Here is a 14,691-nt window from a genome sequence, read left to right as displayed (position 1 = left end):
AAGGTGGAGGAACCCGTGGCAAAGCACTCCAATGGCAAAAACAATTACTCGGTGTCCAAGGGCCTTATTGGGCTTGTCGTTGCGATCATCGTCCTTGTCTCTGGTGTTCTGTGGTGGCTTAACACCAAGAATTCTTCTACTTCTGCAGCAAAAGACTGTATTCAAGGCGAACTAGTCCTTCCGGTTGCTTCCAGCGACAAAGGTGCTGCGCAAAAAGTTATCGACGCCTACAACGAAGCCGGCCGTACTGTCCGTGATCACTGTGTCGTCGCAAAGCTTAGCGACGACATCGCGACGGCCGGTGTCTATCTCAGCAGCGAATCGGACAACACAATAAATCAAGAGTTGAAAAAAGCCTCACGCTCCCCGGCCACTCTTGAATGGCCTACAGTTGCCACGGACAAGGTGGGAGTAGCGAGTAAAACTGGGCTAGCTTCATTTGATTCAGCGACCAACGTTGCTTATCCGATGAGCTCGGATGCAGTGGCGAGCGCGCTTGTTGCAGCAAAACTCCATGCAAATAACGTTGAAGCCACAAAAAACGCGCTGGGTGGTTCCCTACATCTGACCATAGAAGAAGCCACACAACAGCAATCAGAGACGATCGCCATCGCGGAATCTCATCTTCCTTCTGATTATTCCTTTGTCCCCGCAGATGGTCTGACCAAACCGCTACGCTCTGTCGCATTGAATGCTACGGATAAAGTACAGGAAGACACTATCCGGGCAGGCGCAGATTTTGGTGCTGCAATAGCCGATAATGCTGCAGGTGCAAAACCAACAGACAAGGCTTCCCCGGAATCTGTAACTGCAGCAGAGGTACTCGCTACGCTACAGACCCAGGCGCCAGAAGGCGGCGATAAATCAGAATCCGCACCTCCTGCACAGCCAACCGACACCTTATTTTTATTGGACACCTCGGTGAACATGGCTAAACCAGCTTCGGATGGCGATTCTTGGCAGTCCCATTCTGCGCAGGCAATTATTCAGGCTTCAATGAAGCTAGAAAACCTAGGGAAAAGCCTGGCACTGTGGAATTACTCCTCACCTCTTAGCCACGGCGCAACCCATGGTTGGCGTGACAATATCGGCTTTGGCACTGCTCAACCGGCAGAAACCATTTCCCGAGTTATTCAGGAGTTTGGCTTAGGCGGGCACCCGCTTACTCATGAGGCAACCGTGGCTGCATTGTCCGTCGCCGATGCACGTATCCGAGAAGGTCATGCTGTCAACCTTGTCATTGTCACCAGTGGTACGGACGATCCTGCTGTTTCACTTGCTACTATCCCTAAGAACGATCAGCTGCGCATCAATGTGGTGCATGTCGGAACCGCTCCAGTAGATCAGGAGCTCGCACAAGCTGCGCAAGCAAGCGATGGATCTGCACAAACTGTAGAGGACCCGCTACAGCTCAAAGCAGCGATCGATAAAGCAGCGCAGCTCTAAAAGCTTCTGTCACCGGGCCACCTTCATTCGTGTGATCCGGTTAATATCACAGGGTTAATTATCACAAGATGTTGCCCAAGCTCCATATAAAAAAGGTGTTCCCCCAACGGATCTGGCCCGTTGGGGGAACACCTTTTACATCATTGTGTTTTAGGAGGTCTTCCTCCTGCGACGGGCAGCAAGCTCATCAACGCCTACGACGTTGTCATCCATAAGGTCACTGATTTTCTCCGAAGGGAAAGCCGAAATCGTTCCGGTTAGCTCGCGAACGATTCCGGGAACGGCGATACCAAAGACACCCTGTCCTCCGCCCAGAAGGTCAATGACTTCTTCATTGGAGCGACACTCGTACACTGTAGTGCCATCAGAAACCAAAGTAATCTCTGCTAGGTCATCGACACCACGGTTACGAAGCTTATCTACAGCAAGACGGATATTCTGCAGGGAAATACCGGTATCGAGCAGTCGCTTCACAATTTTTAGAACCAAAATGTCTTTAAACGAATAAAGACGCTGCGAGCCAGAGCCACGTGCTGTACGGATGGTAGGTTCTACGAGCTTGGTGCGTGCCCAATAATCGAGCTGACGGTATGTGATACCAGAAACCTGACAAGCGATAGGAACCCGGTAGCCGACTTCCTCGTCTGGCCCCATATCAAAAAGGGCTTCCTGTACCGGGGTACTATTTCTTGCGGTCTCTTCAGTCACGGTCATTCTCCCTGCGATTTCTGGCTTTCGCGTTGAGCCTTGCTTTCTATTCTTAGCCAAGGGTAGAACAACGTCAAGAAGAAAACTCGCGACACGCCCAAAAGTTAAACCTCAAGTTGAAGTTTAGACTTATTTCCCCTTGTCGCTATCCGGGGAACCAGGGGAATCATCAGTATAGCCTTCCAAGGTATCGGGTGGCGATTCGATAAAGAGCTCATCCTCTGCCATTCCAAGATCGGCCATGAGTCGCAAGAAGTCAGCGTCTGCTTCAGAGTTTCCTGACGCAGAAAGCGAGGGAACTTCCCCATCACTTTCTACCGTGATGCCTAGATATGCTTCAAGATCTGTCTCATTAAGAAAGACGCTTACCTGATTAAGCATGGCTTCTTCCGCCATCACAGGAACCCCCAGCATACGGGCAACTGTGATCCCGTCAGAAGGGCGACAATCAATCTCTTCCCCGTCAGATAATACGAGAGAGCAAAGAAATACACCTTCGTGGCAACTCGCAATCCTTAGCTCTACAACTGGACTACCAATCCGGGACAGTGCATGAATGAGCACGTCGTGAGTCAGTGGACGGCGAGAACCGAACTGTTCATCTTCATCCCTTGCAGCAATGGCAAAGGCTTCAGTTTCTTCGATCCATATAGGAAGGATCCGGTTACGCTCAGGCCAGCGCAGGATAATGCACGGGTCGTTATCCGGGGATAAAACATGAACGGAGTGATACTCCATCTCGCAAAAAGACATTGTGTTAAAAACCGTCGCTACTGACCAAGCTCGTTGCGGACCATCGTTTTTACCAGCGTCGCATTGAGGGAAACGACAAGCGCACTCATCTGCTGCGACATCTCCTCTGCACGCTGCTTAGCACCATCACTCTTAGAACGAGCGGTGGGAGTAGCTGCACGAGTAATAAAGTCTGCTTGACGGCTCGCAGTATTTTTCAAAGACTTTAGGTGTCGCACATCAAACCCAAACTCTTTTAGTTGGGAGGCAATAGCCACTATCTGCACATCATCTGCAGTAAAAAAGCCGGAGTTATCAGGGCGAATAATCCCCGCCGAGCTTAGTTCTTGTAACAAAGATAATTCTGCACCACTGCGCTCAACAACATCGTGATCGCTCAGGCGAGTTGCCACCGGAGCCCGAAAATTCTCCGGGCTGACGATCGGCTTTGCATCTCCGCCACGGCTTATCGGAGTCACGGCACCGGAATCCATAGCTTCCAGCTGCTCGCGAATTACTTTCAGTGGAAGATAATTGTCACGCTGGGTGACCAAGATATACCGAAGACGCTCTACATCATCATGGGTAAAGCGTCGGTATCCCGAGGCCGTCCTTTTTGGTGCGATAAGCCCCTCTGCTTCCAAAAACCGGATTTTGGAAACAGTCACATCGGGAAATTCTGCTGTCAGTTTATCCAGGACCACTCCAATAGACATGGTCTTGTTACCAGTTCGGGGGCGATGTTGCCCTGGAACGACGGGTTGGGAACCAGAGCTCTGAGGAAGTGCACTCATCTATGCTTCGTTTCTCGGTGTGGTGGGTGTACTAACGGAAAGCAACAATTTTTAAACAGATTACTTTAGGAGCATAAACGCTCACAAGCAGTGGTAAGAACGGTTGCGGAGTTTTTAGCTCTTGGAGCCCTCGATGAAGACGAGACGGAACTTGCCGATCTGAACTTCATCTCCGGAAGACAAAACTTCTGAATTCCTAGGCTCGCGGTTGACGTAAGTTCCGTTAAGGCTTCCCACGTCAACAACCTCAAAGGAACCATCCTGCAAACGGAATTCAGCGTGTCGGCGCGACACGGTGACATCATCAAGGAAAATATCGCTCTCCGGGTGGCGTCCTGCCGTTATAGTTTCGCGATCCAAAAGGAACCGAGCGCCAGCATTTGGGCCGCGCTTAACAACAAGCATCCCTGAACCGGAAGGCGGGGTGACATCGCTACCAGTGGCCGGCGTCGCGTTCGCACCGGACTCCATTTCCTTGAGCAGATCTGCACGGAAAACCGACGTGGTCTCTACTTGCACGTCAGAAGCAGCGCTGTTGTCACTCATTATTCAACCTCCGAGTCAAACGAGCTTCGAATAAAATTCGAACTTTCAGTCAATGGTTTACATCATAGCCCTAGAGAACTACTGATGAAGAAGTACTACTGGTAACAAAGAGATAACACCAGTGACTTCTTAGGCATTCTTAAGTCGTGGAGCAATTCCACCAAACGCTACTAATCTACCGGAAAATACTACCGATTCCCCGCAGTACAGAATTTCCGTTACCGGACAAGGGGTTATCGCTGACCATATAGGTCCACGTAGCTGAGGGACGAGCCAGGCCATGTGCTTCCAAATGCACACCGTCTGCATCAATAGTGACGCTTGCAAATGTTTTCACGGCTTCATCAACCGCCCTCTGAGCTAATTGCTTGAATTCCCGCACAGCGATCCTGTGATATTCGTCGATAGGAGTTTCCCTCGCAATTGCCCGCAGGTGAATCGATTCCCGTACGTCATCCATGATTGCCAGATGGTCGCTCCAGCACCGATCAAGGTGGTAGAGCATGATGTCTCTGGCGGCTTGATGCAGTACATCAGAACTAATTTTTTCTTGCACTAATGATTCAGCTCGCTCAGGGTTTGCCTGGGCAAGCTCTTCCCATGCTTTATTTGTGTCCAACAGGTCGTTTCGCCGCTCGTCAATGATCACGCGTTGATCCGCAAGCAGCTTGTTGTACTTCCACGTCTGAGAGTGAATCTCTAATAGTTGACTTTCAGTCACTCTCTGACAATGTGCAATAAAATCGTTGATGCGTTTGGAATCGATCCGCCCATCGGCCTCAGGGCGAGCTTTCACCTCTTCCCCAGCACCGCCGACTGCGACGACGTCATCTTCCAGCGAGACAAAGAATAAGGACAGCCCCGGATCGCCTTGTCGGCCCGCACGCCCCCGCAGTTGGTCATCAAGGCGCGAGGTCCTGTGACGTCCCGTTCCGATCACAGCTAAACCACCCGTATTGGCAACTTCAGCGCGATCCGACTCCTGCGCCCCACCGAGTTTGATGTCAGTGCCTCGCCCGGCCATTTGTGTTGAGACTGTGACCCGCCCAAAGTCGCCGGCTTCTGCGATAATACGGGCCTCTTCAGCATCGTTTTTAGCGTTGAGAACGCTTACCTCAATGTCAAGGTCTCGCAGCGCTCTTGCCAGTCTCTCAGATTCTGAGACATCTTGAGTTCCTACCAGCACCGGTTGCCCCGTCGCATGAATCGCAGAGATTTCCCGAACAAGGGCATCAAATTTTTCTTCAATCGTGGCGTACACACGATCAGCCTCGTCAAAACGCTGCGACGGAACATTCGACTCTATTACAGACACTCTGAGGTCATAGAATTGCCGCAGCTGATCTGTTGCAGCAACCGCCGTACCCGTCATGCCGCAAACCAACGGATACCGCCCCATCAGCGCCTGCAAGGTCATTGTGTCCAGGATCCGCCCCCCTTCAGTGACCGCCAATCCTTCTTTTGCCTCTACCGCCGCCTGCACGCCGTCGGGCCAACGCTGCAATTCCGCTATACGCCCCTTGGAAGCGTCGATCAAAGCAACTTTTCCGTCCCTGACAATGTAGTGAACGTCTCTAATCAGCAGTGCTTTAGCGTGCAGCGCAAGATTAACTTGTACCAGTGTTGTGCCCACGTGTTGATCGTCGTAAAGGCTATTAATTCCCAGTGCTTGTTCGACAAGAGCCGCGCCGTCTTCAGTGAGGAAAGCGTTGCGACGATCGTCGTCAAGCGTGTAGTGCTCACCTTCTTTAAGACGACGTACGACCTCGGTCACCCTCCCCCCAGGCGCAGCTCCGGGCTCATTTCCGGCCAAAACGAGCGGAACGAGGGCCTCGTCGACCAAAACAGAATCGGCCTCATCGACAATTGCCACGTCCGCCCCATGCTGAACCGCATCTTTACGGTGTGTAATGAGCTGGTCCCGTAAAACGTCAAAACCGATCTCATTAACGGGGCCATAAACGATATCGCAGCTATAAGCTTGACGACGCTCCTCCGCAGTCTTCGATTCCGTAATCGAGGACACGGTCACACCAAAAAAGCTAACCAGCGGGGCCATCCACTGCGCGTCTCTCTCTGCAAGATAATCATTAACAGTGATCACATGAACTGACTTGCCCATGAGCGCATACCCGGTAGCAGCCATCGCGCCGACCAGGGTTTTTCCTTCACCGGTAGCCATCTGGATCACGTCTCCGTCTAATAGCCGGAGAACAGCCTGCAGTTGAACCGGGAAAGGTGTGAGGCCCAGTGTCCGAGAAGACGCCAGGCTCAGCACTGCCAAAAACTCGGCCTGATTCTTTATCTGACCAGATTCGGCTAGCTGTACAGCCGTCTCTCGCAACTGCGCGTCATCCAAAGACTCAAAAGCAGTTATCCGCGACTGCGCTTGCTCGACGATACCCAGGCTTTTAGCTTGGCTTCGGCTAGCTTTTCCACCCATTGCTTTCCAAAACCAGTCAAAGCCCGCCACGGTAGATGTCCCTTCTCCTTGCACACGCAATGCTTTTCACAGTGCCTTTACAGCAGTATTTTCCTTGTTTAGTTCTACCCCATCGCAGCACAGTCAGAGCATAAAAGGACCGTCAAACATCCTCATCAATCATCAATGTCATGATCTAGCCGGTACAGAAGTAAAACAAAATCAATCGGAAATTTAATAAAACTTAGTATACAGTCATACTAATTAAAGAAACCTAGACCCTCCCCTTGCCCCTTCCCACGCTTTGGGTGAGCATTAACCAAAAATTAGTCTCACGTGACGCACGCAGCACAAGGTACCCCATTTTGAATTAGGAGACAGATACACAAACCGTCGCCATCTTTCAGAACTTTTCCAGATATGCTGATGAACATCGTCCCTTACCCTCAGGGATGCTTTCTCATGCCTTCATAGGATATGTGGCCTTGTACATCCCAACTTCAAGGCCAGAGAGCCCCAAAGGGATACCACTATAAAGTCATATCCGGCGAGGAGTATGGAATGCATTCTGTAAGCGTGAAGGTACCTTCCAGCAGGGGATACCAGATGACTGGGACCATCGATTTCCAGACGCACCACCTACGGCCTTCGCGCTTTTTGCACACTGCTTTACCGGTTCCCGATTCACTCCAGCAGCCGCACGAGTATCTAAAACTTTGGCGGATCTTGGTATCGCTTGCCTTCGTTTCGATTTCCCCGGACTTGGTCAATCGGAAGGAAACTTTGCAGACACCTGTTTCAGTGAAAATGTGGAAGACATCCGCGCTGCAGCACAGTGGCTAACGGACAATTACACCGCCCCACAACTGCTCATAGGGCACTCACTCGGAGGAGCCGCCTCCCTAAAAGCAGCAACCGACATGCCAAGCATCAAAGCGGTTGCGACAATCGGCGCACCTTTTGACCCTGCCCACGCAGTCCTGCACTTTGCCGACAGGATTAGCGAAGTCGACGAGACCGGGGCCGTCACACTGTTGCTCGGCGGACGTGACATCACCATCTCACGAGACTTCCTCGAAGATCTTGCAGAAACCAACCCCGAGGCCTACCTCCCTCGACTGCGCAAGCCTTTGCTGATCCTGCACTCCCCTACTGACACAACAGTCGGAGTGGACAATGCACAGCTCATTTTCCGCACAACCCGCTATCCAAAGTCTCTTGTTGCACTCCATAAAGTAGATCACCTGGTCACAAAACAAGGGGCCGCACAGCACGCTGCACGCATTATCCATACATGGGCTGAACAGCACCTCACCGTTGAAAGCAGCTCCGAGAATTCCGACACAGTCTCCGAAACTACAGCTATTGCCCGCTCCATTCCTGCTGGTAGATTCACAGATCGTGTGCAAACCGGCATCCATAGCTTCACCACTGACAGGGAAAAGGCACAAGGCGGAAAGAATCTCGGCTACTCACCAACAGGGCTCATTGTCTCTGCTCTAGCATCGGCATCCTCGCAAGCGATAAGGGTTGCCGCTAAAGAAAAGCGCATCTCTTCCTTGAAAAACGTCAACGTTACCGTGGAAAAAACACCTACCACTGACGGCAGCGTTCAGCTGCGCCGGGAGATCGATCTCGTGGGAGAACTGTCACAGGAAGAGCGGAACATATTGCTCGCCGCAGTTAAAAATAACGAAATTGAAGCATTGCTCAGCGAAAATATCGCTATCGACGATCTCACCCGCTAGTACAGGCAATCCCCATGTCTCACCAGACCATAACTTGCCCATGCATGACGTCGTTGCCTTTGAACGAATGCTGCCAGCCTTTCCTTAGCTTCTCCAAGACTGCTCCCACCGCGACCGCCCTTATGAGGTCGCGGTTTACCGCTTTTGCGCTAGAGAACCCACAGTATCTCGTCGCAACGTCGCACCCCTCAACTCGACCTGCGGGCCTAGAACTTGATCCCGACCCCATATGGACACGACTCATCATTCACGACTCCATACGGGGCGGTTTACTGGACACTGAAGGAATCGTAGAATTTACCGCATTTTATGAATTTGAAGGATCACGAGGAAAACACCACGAGCACTCCCGGTTAACCCGTGTCGACGGCCTCTGGACCTACGTCGACGGAATAGTCACCTAATTTCCTACCTTTACCTGCGAATTCGCATTCTACAATCACAATGATGTAACCTATAGCAGTTGTCAAAAACAACATCGGACTGTGGCGCAGCTTGGTAGCGCACTTGACTGGGGGTCAAGGGGTCGCAGGTTCAAATCCTGTCAGTCCGACAAAGTATAAGTTCAGAGCATTTATAACAGCTTTGGACTGGTTTTATTTTCATAGCACCTGCTCAGAACATGTATCCTTTATGGCACGCCCGAAACAGTGGTTGAGGGTCTAAACCTCGAAATTACAATCCTTGGTAGCGGTCTGATTGGGATTGCACCTTGCACGGGTTGCACTGCCCGTTGATTCCGGTAGCTCCTCTGACAGAGGTGGTGAAGTTGTCCAGGGCCAAGACCTCGAAACAGGTTAGGCATCATCTCAGCCCTCGGCGAATAATCGCTGTCGCTCTTGCCGGAAGGCTGAAAAGCACGAGTTCACATTTTTGGGCAGTACAGAGCGCCTCTGGTGGTCCTCTGCAGCCGTGACCTACCCCGAGCCCCTCTCGGACCATCCGAAACTTCGCGGGAAAAACGATGCCTCAGTAGCCGTTTTAAGCTCTTTAGTTCCTCGGATGCTGAAAACCAACCTTCAAGGCCTTACCAAAAGCTCTGAAAATCAATTTAAGCGAAATGACCTTTCTAAACCCGCTGTTCAGATGCTAGCAAAATCGACTTAAAACAGGTAGTGCAGCTCGGAATCCGCTCTAGGCGTACTCACTCATCATCCTTGCGTAGTTAGCGAGCAGAATCTCTTGACGCTGCTTCTCCGTGGTGAGCTTCTTCGGTGTTCCCATAGCCTTATCAACCACTCGGTCCAGGACATCGTGTGCCTTGAGAAGAGCAGGGTCCATAGCCAACGGATTATAGTGGTTGGCTAGCGATCTCTTCCCCTCCGGGTGAGGTTCACAGGCTTCTAGGGCCTTCTTACCGGCCTCGATAATTTTCGTACGGGTGTCATCGTCCAGCTCGGGGACTGGAAAGGTATTCCACACCAGAGTGTTTGAGCATCGGAGACCCGACTTCAAACGGCCTCCTGCAGTCTTTTGCCACGCGATGAACATCAAGGAAGAAGCCAGCGCAAACATAAGGCTGTCTTCGTCTTCAACATGAAACAGCAGTTCAGAATAGATTAGTTCGGGCCCATAGCGCTGCACGGTGAAATACCGGCGCGTCTCGCTCACAACCTTCGGCAGCGCTAGATACTCTGTTTCAGGTTGCCTACGCTCTCCGAACAGGCGAGGTATTTCAACCAACTTTCGAGTTGCCTCCCTACTGCTCTCCAATCTGTGGTTCCGAGTATTCTTCAGTCGAGACTTCAGCACCGAAGAAGTTGCAAGGTCGCCTGGATTGAGATCTTCTAACCATAGACACCAGCACTTTAGCTTGTGAAGCATCTCACTAGATCCTCGGAACGACCGGAGGTACTTAGCCGCTGTTGCATCGGACTTAACAGCGTCATATTCATCTTGTTCCACGACTAGATTCCGCCATCGTTGGCCATGCTGCCGAAGACAGCGGGGCCAGTTCGTTAGAGAGCGGCTCGGGACGAGATACAACGAGAACCTTCGAACCATCGACTAGATAGGCATTAATTCCAGCTGTTACCTGTTGCTCTACTGGCCCACCTTTAGCATCTGGATAGTCCCAGAGTCGCTGCTTCACGAAGGTATCTCTGGTGAATCTGACAATCACACAATGGACAGCAGCTTTACCAGGTGCTTCGGAATCTCAACTAAAAGTGCGGTGGACGAACTTGATTCGCCAGTGCTCACGGAACAACAACGGGTCAAACAACGCAGGAACAGACTGCCCCTGAGTAATCGAGTTTGTGGTTACGAAAGCAAATTCTCCGTGGCGGTTGGCTAATACATCCTTTTGCCTTAGCATGCCAGGCCGTAACGTAATCGAGCCGGTTAGCACCCTTAGCGTTACCCCAGGCATCTCCCAATTCAGCCTTTTGCCACTTGGACATGATTCGAGCACCGATAAAGGGAGGGTTACCGAAAATGTATGTCTGTCCAGTGGTCTCGGGAAGTTCCTCTGACCAGTCTAGCTCTAGGGCGTTGGCGTACTTGATGTGAGCGGTTATCTCGATAGACAACCTGTCCAGGGCAGCTCCGATAGCCTGGGCTAACTGCTTATTCGCTTGGTGGTCAACCAAAAACATAGCCGTCTCAGCAATCTTTGCAGGCCACCAGTTCAACTCGAATCCGTAAAACTAACCGATACTGAGTTTCTGCTCCTACGACGCATCAAGCGCTATACCGGTGTTGCCTTCACGAGGTCGAATCTCAACGATTGTGTCCGTCTCAATCTGACGAAGCTCACGGTAAGCGACAACAAGGAAGTTGCCACAACCACCTGTTAAATCGTATAGTAAAATTAATACTTACAGATGCTGAATTTTTGTTAATTCAGGTGGGCTGCTAGTTCTACAAACCGGAATTTATAGTTAATATCTATTTCAACTTTCACCAAAAGCTTCTTTAAAGCATTTTCTATAAAAATTATAATTACAATAAAACTCATCATTTGAACAAATACACTAGCGAGTCACATCCACCACTATCGCACCAATTGACTTGCCGATAAATATCTACATGATCGCAATAGCTATAATCAATGCAGGAAAACATACACAGAGATATTTTCGCACAATATTTCTGCGAGAAATTCCATGTATCTTGGTTTTTCATAGAGCGTGATGTTCTATAGCCGCTTACATCATGGCTTGTTTTAAATTCCGGGCATAGATACCACGTTAATAATGATGCTGCCAATATCAGTAATGTTACTATGGAAATAAAAACCCAGAATCCCATAATTCACCTCCAGAAATTCTGACATATAATTCCCAATGAATACTATTTAGATTTTCTGAACAAAACTCACTTCATCACAATTTAGCCCTTTTTTAAATCTTTAAAATACAGTTTCTGCTGTTTTCTCAAATATAAACCTATAAACGGCTTTAATATAAGTTTTTTAGAAACTATATTTTCAGTAAAATCTAAAGTTGTTTTATCCCCATGCGAATAGAATTTCCCAATCCAAGTTCCCTTAATGTTTTCGTTTTCTACCTCAAATGACCAACATTGATTTTTAACACATTCCGTAACTTTAAAATATGTCTCAATTCCACTTTTAGTAATCTCCGCAAATTTCCCCTCATCTATAATTCTTATATTCTTTAAATCACTTCTCCAGGCATAATAATTTAATCTAGTTACCCTATTCCAAACTTTTCTATTGGACATAAAAGAGTAACTTTTGCATTAGCAATTGCCACAGCCGCCCCTCTCTCTATAAATTTATTTTTTCCTATACACTTTTGAGCAAATAATTAATTTATTGATCTAATATCATTTCATCTCATGTTTTATTTTTCTTGTAGAGGATCTTAAACCTAGTATTCATCGACACTATCTGCCGTTGTCATAATTATGACACGAGATCCACAAGCCGGGTCATAGAACACTATCTCTGATAGTGAGTCCCGGAAGTCCTTAAGCCTACGAAGGTTGGCTGGTGTATCAGCAAGAGCGAAAAGACGCTTAGATTCTGCCCGAAGTTCGTCCAGGAACAGCGGTTCAATCGTCTTTAAAATGTTGGTCTCGCTGGTGTAGTGTTCGCCATCGGCACGACATGCTTCTTTGGACTTAACCAATTGGAACATCGAGCCGAAGACAGCCGGTGAAATACGGGACCAGTTGAAACGACAAGCCGCTAGGAGTGCTTCTCGCATCTCGTTATCGAAATACTCCGTAGGCAAAGAATCGGCAAAGATGGAGCCGTTAACGTACGGAAACTTAGCCAGCATCTCCGGCACCCTACGACGCTTGGACTCCGGGGGTATTGAGAACCTCGAACAGCGCGTTGAGCTGAGAACCTAAATTCTCGTCGTTGGTGTGATTGAGAACGAAACGGTAAAATAAGTCCTCCTCCCACAATCCGGCATCGTCACCGAACAGCAGGAACAACAACCGGGTGAGATAGACCGAAAGACTTAGCTTCTCCCAGCACCACACCGGACCAAAACAGGTCAATGTATCCGTCGTTGCCGGATGATGCTCGCTTAGCGTCCCGTTCGTACAGATCGATTCGCTCCGGGATAACGCCGAAGCACCGGAGCCGATCAGACCAGAACGACTGTGCAAATCTCTTCTCGGTGTGCTTTGTGTCGTCTGCACGCCACTGGTCTACCCGTTTGCGCCAGTGGTGAGCAGAATCCTCGAGGTTGCTCTTTGCAACTGCTCGGGAAACGAGAATGCTTCCATGACTCATTTCCAACCATCCTGTTTAGCACTTGCGTTCAGGAAAATTCCGATTGCTGCTTGCACGTATGGAACTATGATTCCAAAATTAGCAACGTAATGACCACTACTGTCAGCATTTGAAGCGCCAACTAACTGAGTCCAACCATAAGCGTGAGATGCGGCACTCCCGGTGTTCCAAAGCCACGTTGTAGCGTCGTCCAAATTTGGGTTTACCAAACCTGCTTCTTGCTCTGTGAGGGCGTTCATTTCGTTGGCGAACTCTCGAAGCATCGTGGTTTCTGAGATTTTATTAGCGAGTCCCTGCATCCTGCGGTAATCTTCAGTAATTAAATCGACAAATTCCACAGGCGCTTTGGCTAATTCCATTTCTCTAAACTTTGTAGAATTGTCCGCAGCCATTTTTGCGTTTCTCAGCTCAGTTAGCAGTAGCTGCCTAGCCCTGGATAATCGCAAATCATGCTTGTCTGCAATTAAAATCCAAGTTGGTCTCGCATCCCCGAGCATTGCAGTCCTCAGCAGCGACTCCAATGCTGGAACGTACTTTATATCCTCTTTAATTAACAAAGTTCGGATGCTCACCAAGTCTCCCATAGCCTGATGTAATGAGAATTGCATACATCTATACAATGAAATAGTTTCACAAGTAGTCAGTGATTCTAGTTCATGTAAGATGCTTCCCTCAGCTGGCGAGGGAAGGAATTCACTTACATCTTTTTGAATCTCGTCAATTGCTGCCAAGTTGTGCTGTAAAACCTCCATGTCCTCTTGTGAGAGTCAACCCCAGACCTCTACCCACTAAATTCCTCCCTTGATTGCTTGTTCAATCAAATATACCTAACGAGCCAGTAAGCAGGGCTAACACTAAGTACCTCAGCAACCTTCATCGTCAGATGTCCAGCATCGGGATCAGTAACAGCCTCAACCTCTTCAGTCAAAGCCCGGTAGTACACCCTGTAATCCTTCGGAGGAAACATCTCGAGAACTACAGTCGGAATCCGCTGTGCAATGTCTTCAACAGTCAGTCCCCGATTACTACTACCGAATCTCCCATCGTGCGTTAGCAGCGATCTTACCCGCCCGAGAACGTCGCTTAGCACATTGAGTCGTCTCCTCCGTGGACTCGATAGGTCCAGGGCCTTAAGCTGATTAAGCGCCGTTGCCTGAGAGCGAATCTCCGAGATAAGCGGATTGATAGCCTCCTGCCCCATCGAGTCTTTCACGGTTAATGGGGCTTCTTTCTTAACCTTTTCCAGTAGTTGAATCTGGCCACTGGTCTTAGCGGCTCGTCCGAGAAGACGAACGTCCTCGTAATAGACCCCACAACTCAAGACCGGCCTTCCAGTCCCTTCGGTGCTTGTACTTCGTTTTTCCATCATCTTTAGTGACCCAAGAACGGAAATAGTACAGAGCCCTATGACACGCCGTCCTATAGACTGGAAACTACAGCGAACACACGAGGAAATAAATCTCCCCTGACAGCAGTTATAATCTTCTAATTATACTTTCAAGGGGTCGCAGGTTCAAATCCTGTCAGTCCGACCAAAGCCCTGTTCAGAAGGTGTTTTCACACTTTCAGAGCAGGGTATTT

Annotated in this window: 17 protein-coding genes, 1 tRNA gene and 2 pseudogenes; 4 read left to right on the top strand and 16 right to left on the bottom strand. The window is 49.5% G+C overall.

Going from position 1 to position 14,691, the window contains the following annotated elements:
- The first annotated feature begins 15 nt into the window (after nt 1–15).
- On the top strand, nt 16–1,446 hold the full coding sequence (locus CBE74_RS18340; RefSeq protein ID WP_087453935.1) for a vWA domain-containing protein: 1,431 nt from the start codon (nt 16–18) through the stop codon (nt 1,444–1,446).
- Nucleotides 1,447–1,596: 150 nt separating this feature from the next.
- On the opposite strand, the gene CBE74_RS18335 is transcribed toward CBE74_RS18340, so the two are convergent.
- The 5 genes from CBE74_RS18335 to secA2 all read right to left on the bottom strand — a co-directional run bounded on the left by CBE74_RS18335 (nt 1,597) and on the right by secA2 (nt 6,699).
- Nucleotides 1,597–2,160: a MerR family transcriptional regulator gene (locus CBE74_RS18335; RefSeq protein ID WP_087453934.1), complete on the bottom strand. Its 564-nt coding sequence runs from the start codon at nt 2,158–2,160 to the stop codon at nt 1,597–1,599.
- A 123-nt stretch (nt 2,161–2,283) separates the two neighbouring features.
- Complete coding sequence (locus CBE74_RS18330) at nt 2,284–2,907, bottom strand: bifunctional nuclease family protein (protein WP_087453933.1); 624 nt, start codon at nt 2,905–2,907, stop codon at nt 2,284–2,286.
- Nucleotides 2,908–2,924: 17 nt separating this feature from the next.
- Entirely contained in the window at nt 2,925–3,680 is a 756-nt protein-coding gene (ftsR, locus tag CBE74_RS18325; protein ID WP_087453932.1) for a transcriptional regulator FtsR, read from the bottom strand.
- A 114-nt stretch (nt 3,681–3,794) separates the two neighbouring features.
- Nucleotides 3,795–4,226 carry an oxoglutarate dehydrogenase inhibitor Odhl gene (odhI, locus tag CBE74_RS18320; RefSeq protein ID WP_087453931.1) on the bottom strand — a complete coding sequence of 144 codons (432 nt, stop codon included), beginning with the start codon at nt 4,224–4,226 and terminating at the stop codon, nt 3,795–3,797.
- A 175-nt stretch (nt 4,227–4,401) separates the two neighbouring features.
- The gene (secA2, locus tag CBE74_RS18315) at nt 4,402–6,699 is read right to left on the bottom strand and encodes an accessory Sec system translocase SecA2 (RefSeq protein WP_087453930.1); all 2,298 of its coding nucleotides are present in this window, start codon (nt 6,697–6,699) and stop codon (nt 4,402–4,404) included.
- Between the two features lie 510 nt (nt 6,700–7,209).
- Here secA2 and CBE74_RS18310 point away from each other — a divergent pair.
- The 3 genes and pseudogenes from CBE74_RS18310 (at nt 7,210) to CBE74_RS18300 (ending at nt 8,949) form a co-directional block, all read left to right on the top strand.
- Nucleotides 7,210–8,396 (top strand): annotated as a pseudogene (locus CBE74_RS18310) (bifunctional alpha/beta hydrolase/OsmC family protein).
- A gap of 14 nt (nt 8,397–8,410) precedes the next feature.
- Nucleotides 8,411–8,800 carry a YchJ family protein gene (locus CBE74_RS18305; RefSeq protein WP_087453929.1) on the top strand — a complete coding sequence of 130 codons (390 nt, stop codon included), beginning with the start codon at nt 8,411–8,413 and terminating at the stop codon, nt 8,798–8,800.
- 75 nt (nt 8,801–8,875) lie between these two features.
- Nucleotides 8,876–8,949 (top strand) — tRNA-Pro (locus tag CBE74_RS18300).
- 581 nt (nt 8,950–9,530) lie between these two features.
- Here CBE74_RS18300 and CBE74_RS24610 read toward each other — a convergent pair.
- The 11 genes and pseudogenes from CBE74_RS24610 to CBE74_RS18265 all read right to left on the bottom strand — a co-directional run bounded on the left by CBE74_RS24610 (nt 9,531) and on the right by CBE74_RS18265 (nt 14,479).
- Nucleotides 9,531–10,301 (bottom strand): type IIL restriction-modification enzyme MmeI, encoded by a 771-nt coding sequence (locus CBE74_RS24610; protein ID WP_310795229.1) that lies wholly within the window; start codon nt 10,299–10,301, stop codon nt 9,531–9,533.
- Nucleotides 10,288–10,488 carry a hypothetical protein gene (locus CBE74_RS18290; protein WP_197913454.1) on the bottom strand — a complete coding sequence of 67 codons (201 nt, stop codon included), beginning with the start codon at nt 10,486–10,488 and terminating at the stop codon, nt 10,288–10,290. The genes CBE74_RS24610 and CBE74_RS18290 overlap by 14 nt, the downstream gene beginning before the upstream one ends.
- 66 nt (nt 10,489–10,554) lie before the next feature.
- The gene (locus CBE74_RS24605) at nt 10,555–10,647 is read right to left on the bottom strand and encodes a hypothetical protein (protein ID WP_310795231.1); all 93 of its coding nucleotides are present in this window, start codon (nt 10,645–10,647) and stop codon (nt 10,555–10,557) included.
- Nucleotides 10,613–11,209, bottom strand: a pseudogene (locus CBE74_RS18285) (DNA methyltransferase). The gene CBE74_RS24605 and the pseudogene CBE74_RS18285 overlap by 35 nt, the downstream one beginning before the upstream one ends.
- A gap of 145 nt (nt 11,210–11,354) precedes the next feature.
- On the bottom strand, nt 11,355–11,648 hold the full coding sequence (locus CBE74_RS24755; protein WP_221337809.1) for an SdpI family protein: 294 nt from the start codon (nt 11,646–11,648) through the stop codon (nt 11,355–11,357).
- Between the two features lie 81 nt (nt 11,649–11,729).
- Entirely contained in the window at nt 11,730–12,083 is a 354-nt protein-coding gene (locus CBE74_RS18280; RefSeq protein WP_197913452.1) for an SRPBCC family protein, read from the bottom strand.
- 149 nt (nt 12,084–12,232) lie between these two features.
- The gene (locus CBE74_RS24600) at nt 12,233–12,646 is read right to left on the bottom strand and encodes a type IIL restriction-modification enzyme MmeI (protein ID WP_310795228.1); all 414 of its coding nucleotides are present in this window, start codon (nt 12,644–12,646) and stop codon (nt 12,233–12,235) included.
- 10 nt (nt 12,647–12,656) lie between these two features.
- A complete protein-coding gene (locus CBE74_RS24595; RefSeq protein WP_310795227.1) occupies nt 12,657–12,854 on the bottom strand; it encodes a type IIL restriction-modification enzyme MmeI in 198 nt (65 codons plus the stop codon).
- Complete coding sequence (locus CBE74_RS24590; RefSeq protein ID WP_166741064.1) at nt 12,787–13,110, bottom strand: type IIL restriction-modification enzyme MmeI; 324 nt, start codon at nt 13,108–13,110, stop codon at nt 12,787–12,789. Before CBE74_RS24590 ends, CBE74_RS24595 begins: the two co-directional genes overlap by 68 nt.
- A complete protein-coding gene (locus tag CBE74_RS18270) occupies nt 13,107–13,841 on the bottom strand; it encodes a hypothetical protein (protein WP_134315893.1) in 735 nt (244 codons plus the stop codon). The genes CBE74_RS24590 and CBE74_RS18270 overlap by 4 nt, the downstream gene beginning before the upstream one ends.
- Nucleotides 13,842–13,927: 86 nt before the next feature.
- Nucleotides 13,928–14,479 (bottom strand): hypothetical protein, encoded by a 552-nt coding sequence (locus tag CBE74_RS18265; RefSeq protein ID WP_134315892.1) that lies wholly within the window; start codon nt 14,477–14,479, stop codon nt 13,928–13,930.
- Between the last annotated feature and the right edge of the window lie 212 nt (nt 14,480–14,691).

It is taken from the genome of Corynebacterium silvaticum (genome assembly GCF_002162115.2).
Lineage (GTDB): Bacteria > Actinomycetota > Actinomycetes > Mycobacteriales > Mycobacteriaceae > Corynebacterium > Corynebacterium silvaticum.
This window is presented reverse-complemented; position numbering and strand designations above follow the sequence as displayed.

Coding starts and splice junctions, on each gene's coding strand:
- CBE74_RS18335 (WP_087453934.1), bottom strand. CDS start 2,160: ATGACCGTGACTGAAGAGACCGCAAGAAATAGTACCCCGGTACAGGAA.
- CBE74_RS18330 (WP_087453933.1), bottom strand. CDS start 2,907: ATGTCTTTTTGCGAGATGGAGTATCACTCCGTTCATGTTTTATCCCCG.
- ftsR (WP_087453932.1), bottom strand. CDS start 3,680: ATGAGTGCACTTCCTCAGAGCTCTGGTTCCCAACCCGTCGTTCCAGGG.
- odhI (WP_087453931.1), bottom strand. CDS start 4,226: ATGAGTGACAACAGCGCTGCTTCTGACGTGCAAGTAGAGACCACGTCG.
- CBE74_RS18305 (WP_087453929.1), top strand. CDS start 8,411: ATGTCTCACCAGACCATAACTTGCCCATGCATGACGTCGTTGCCTTTG.
- CBE74_RS24755 (WP_221337809.1), bottom strand. CDS start 11,648: ATGGGATTCTGGGTTTTTATTTCCATAGTAACATTACTGATATTGGCA.
- CBE74_RS18280 (WP_197913452.1), bottom strand. CDS start 12,083: ATGTCCAATAGAAAAGTTTGGAATAGGGTAACTAGATTAAATTATTAT.
- CBE74_RS24600 (WP_310795228.1), bottom strand. CDS start 12,646: ATGCTGGCTAAGTTTCCGTACGTTAACGGCTCCATCTTTGCCGATTCT.
- CBE74_RS24590 (WP_166741064.1), bottom strand. CDS start 13,110: ATGAGTCATGGAAGCATTCTCGTTTCCCGAGCAGTTGCAAAGAGCAAC.
- CBE74_RS18265 (WP_134315892.1), bottom strand. CDS start 14,479: ATGATGGAAAAACGAAGTACAAGCACCGAAGGGACTGGAAGGCCGGTC.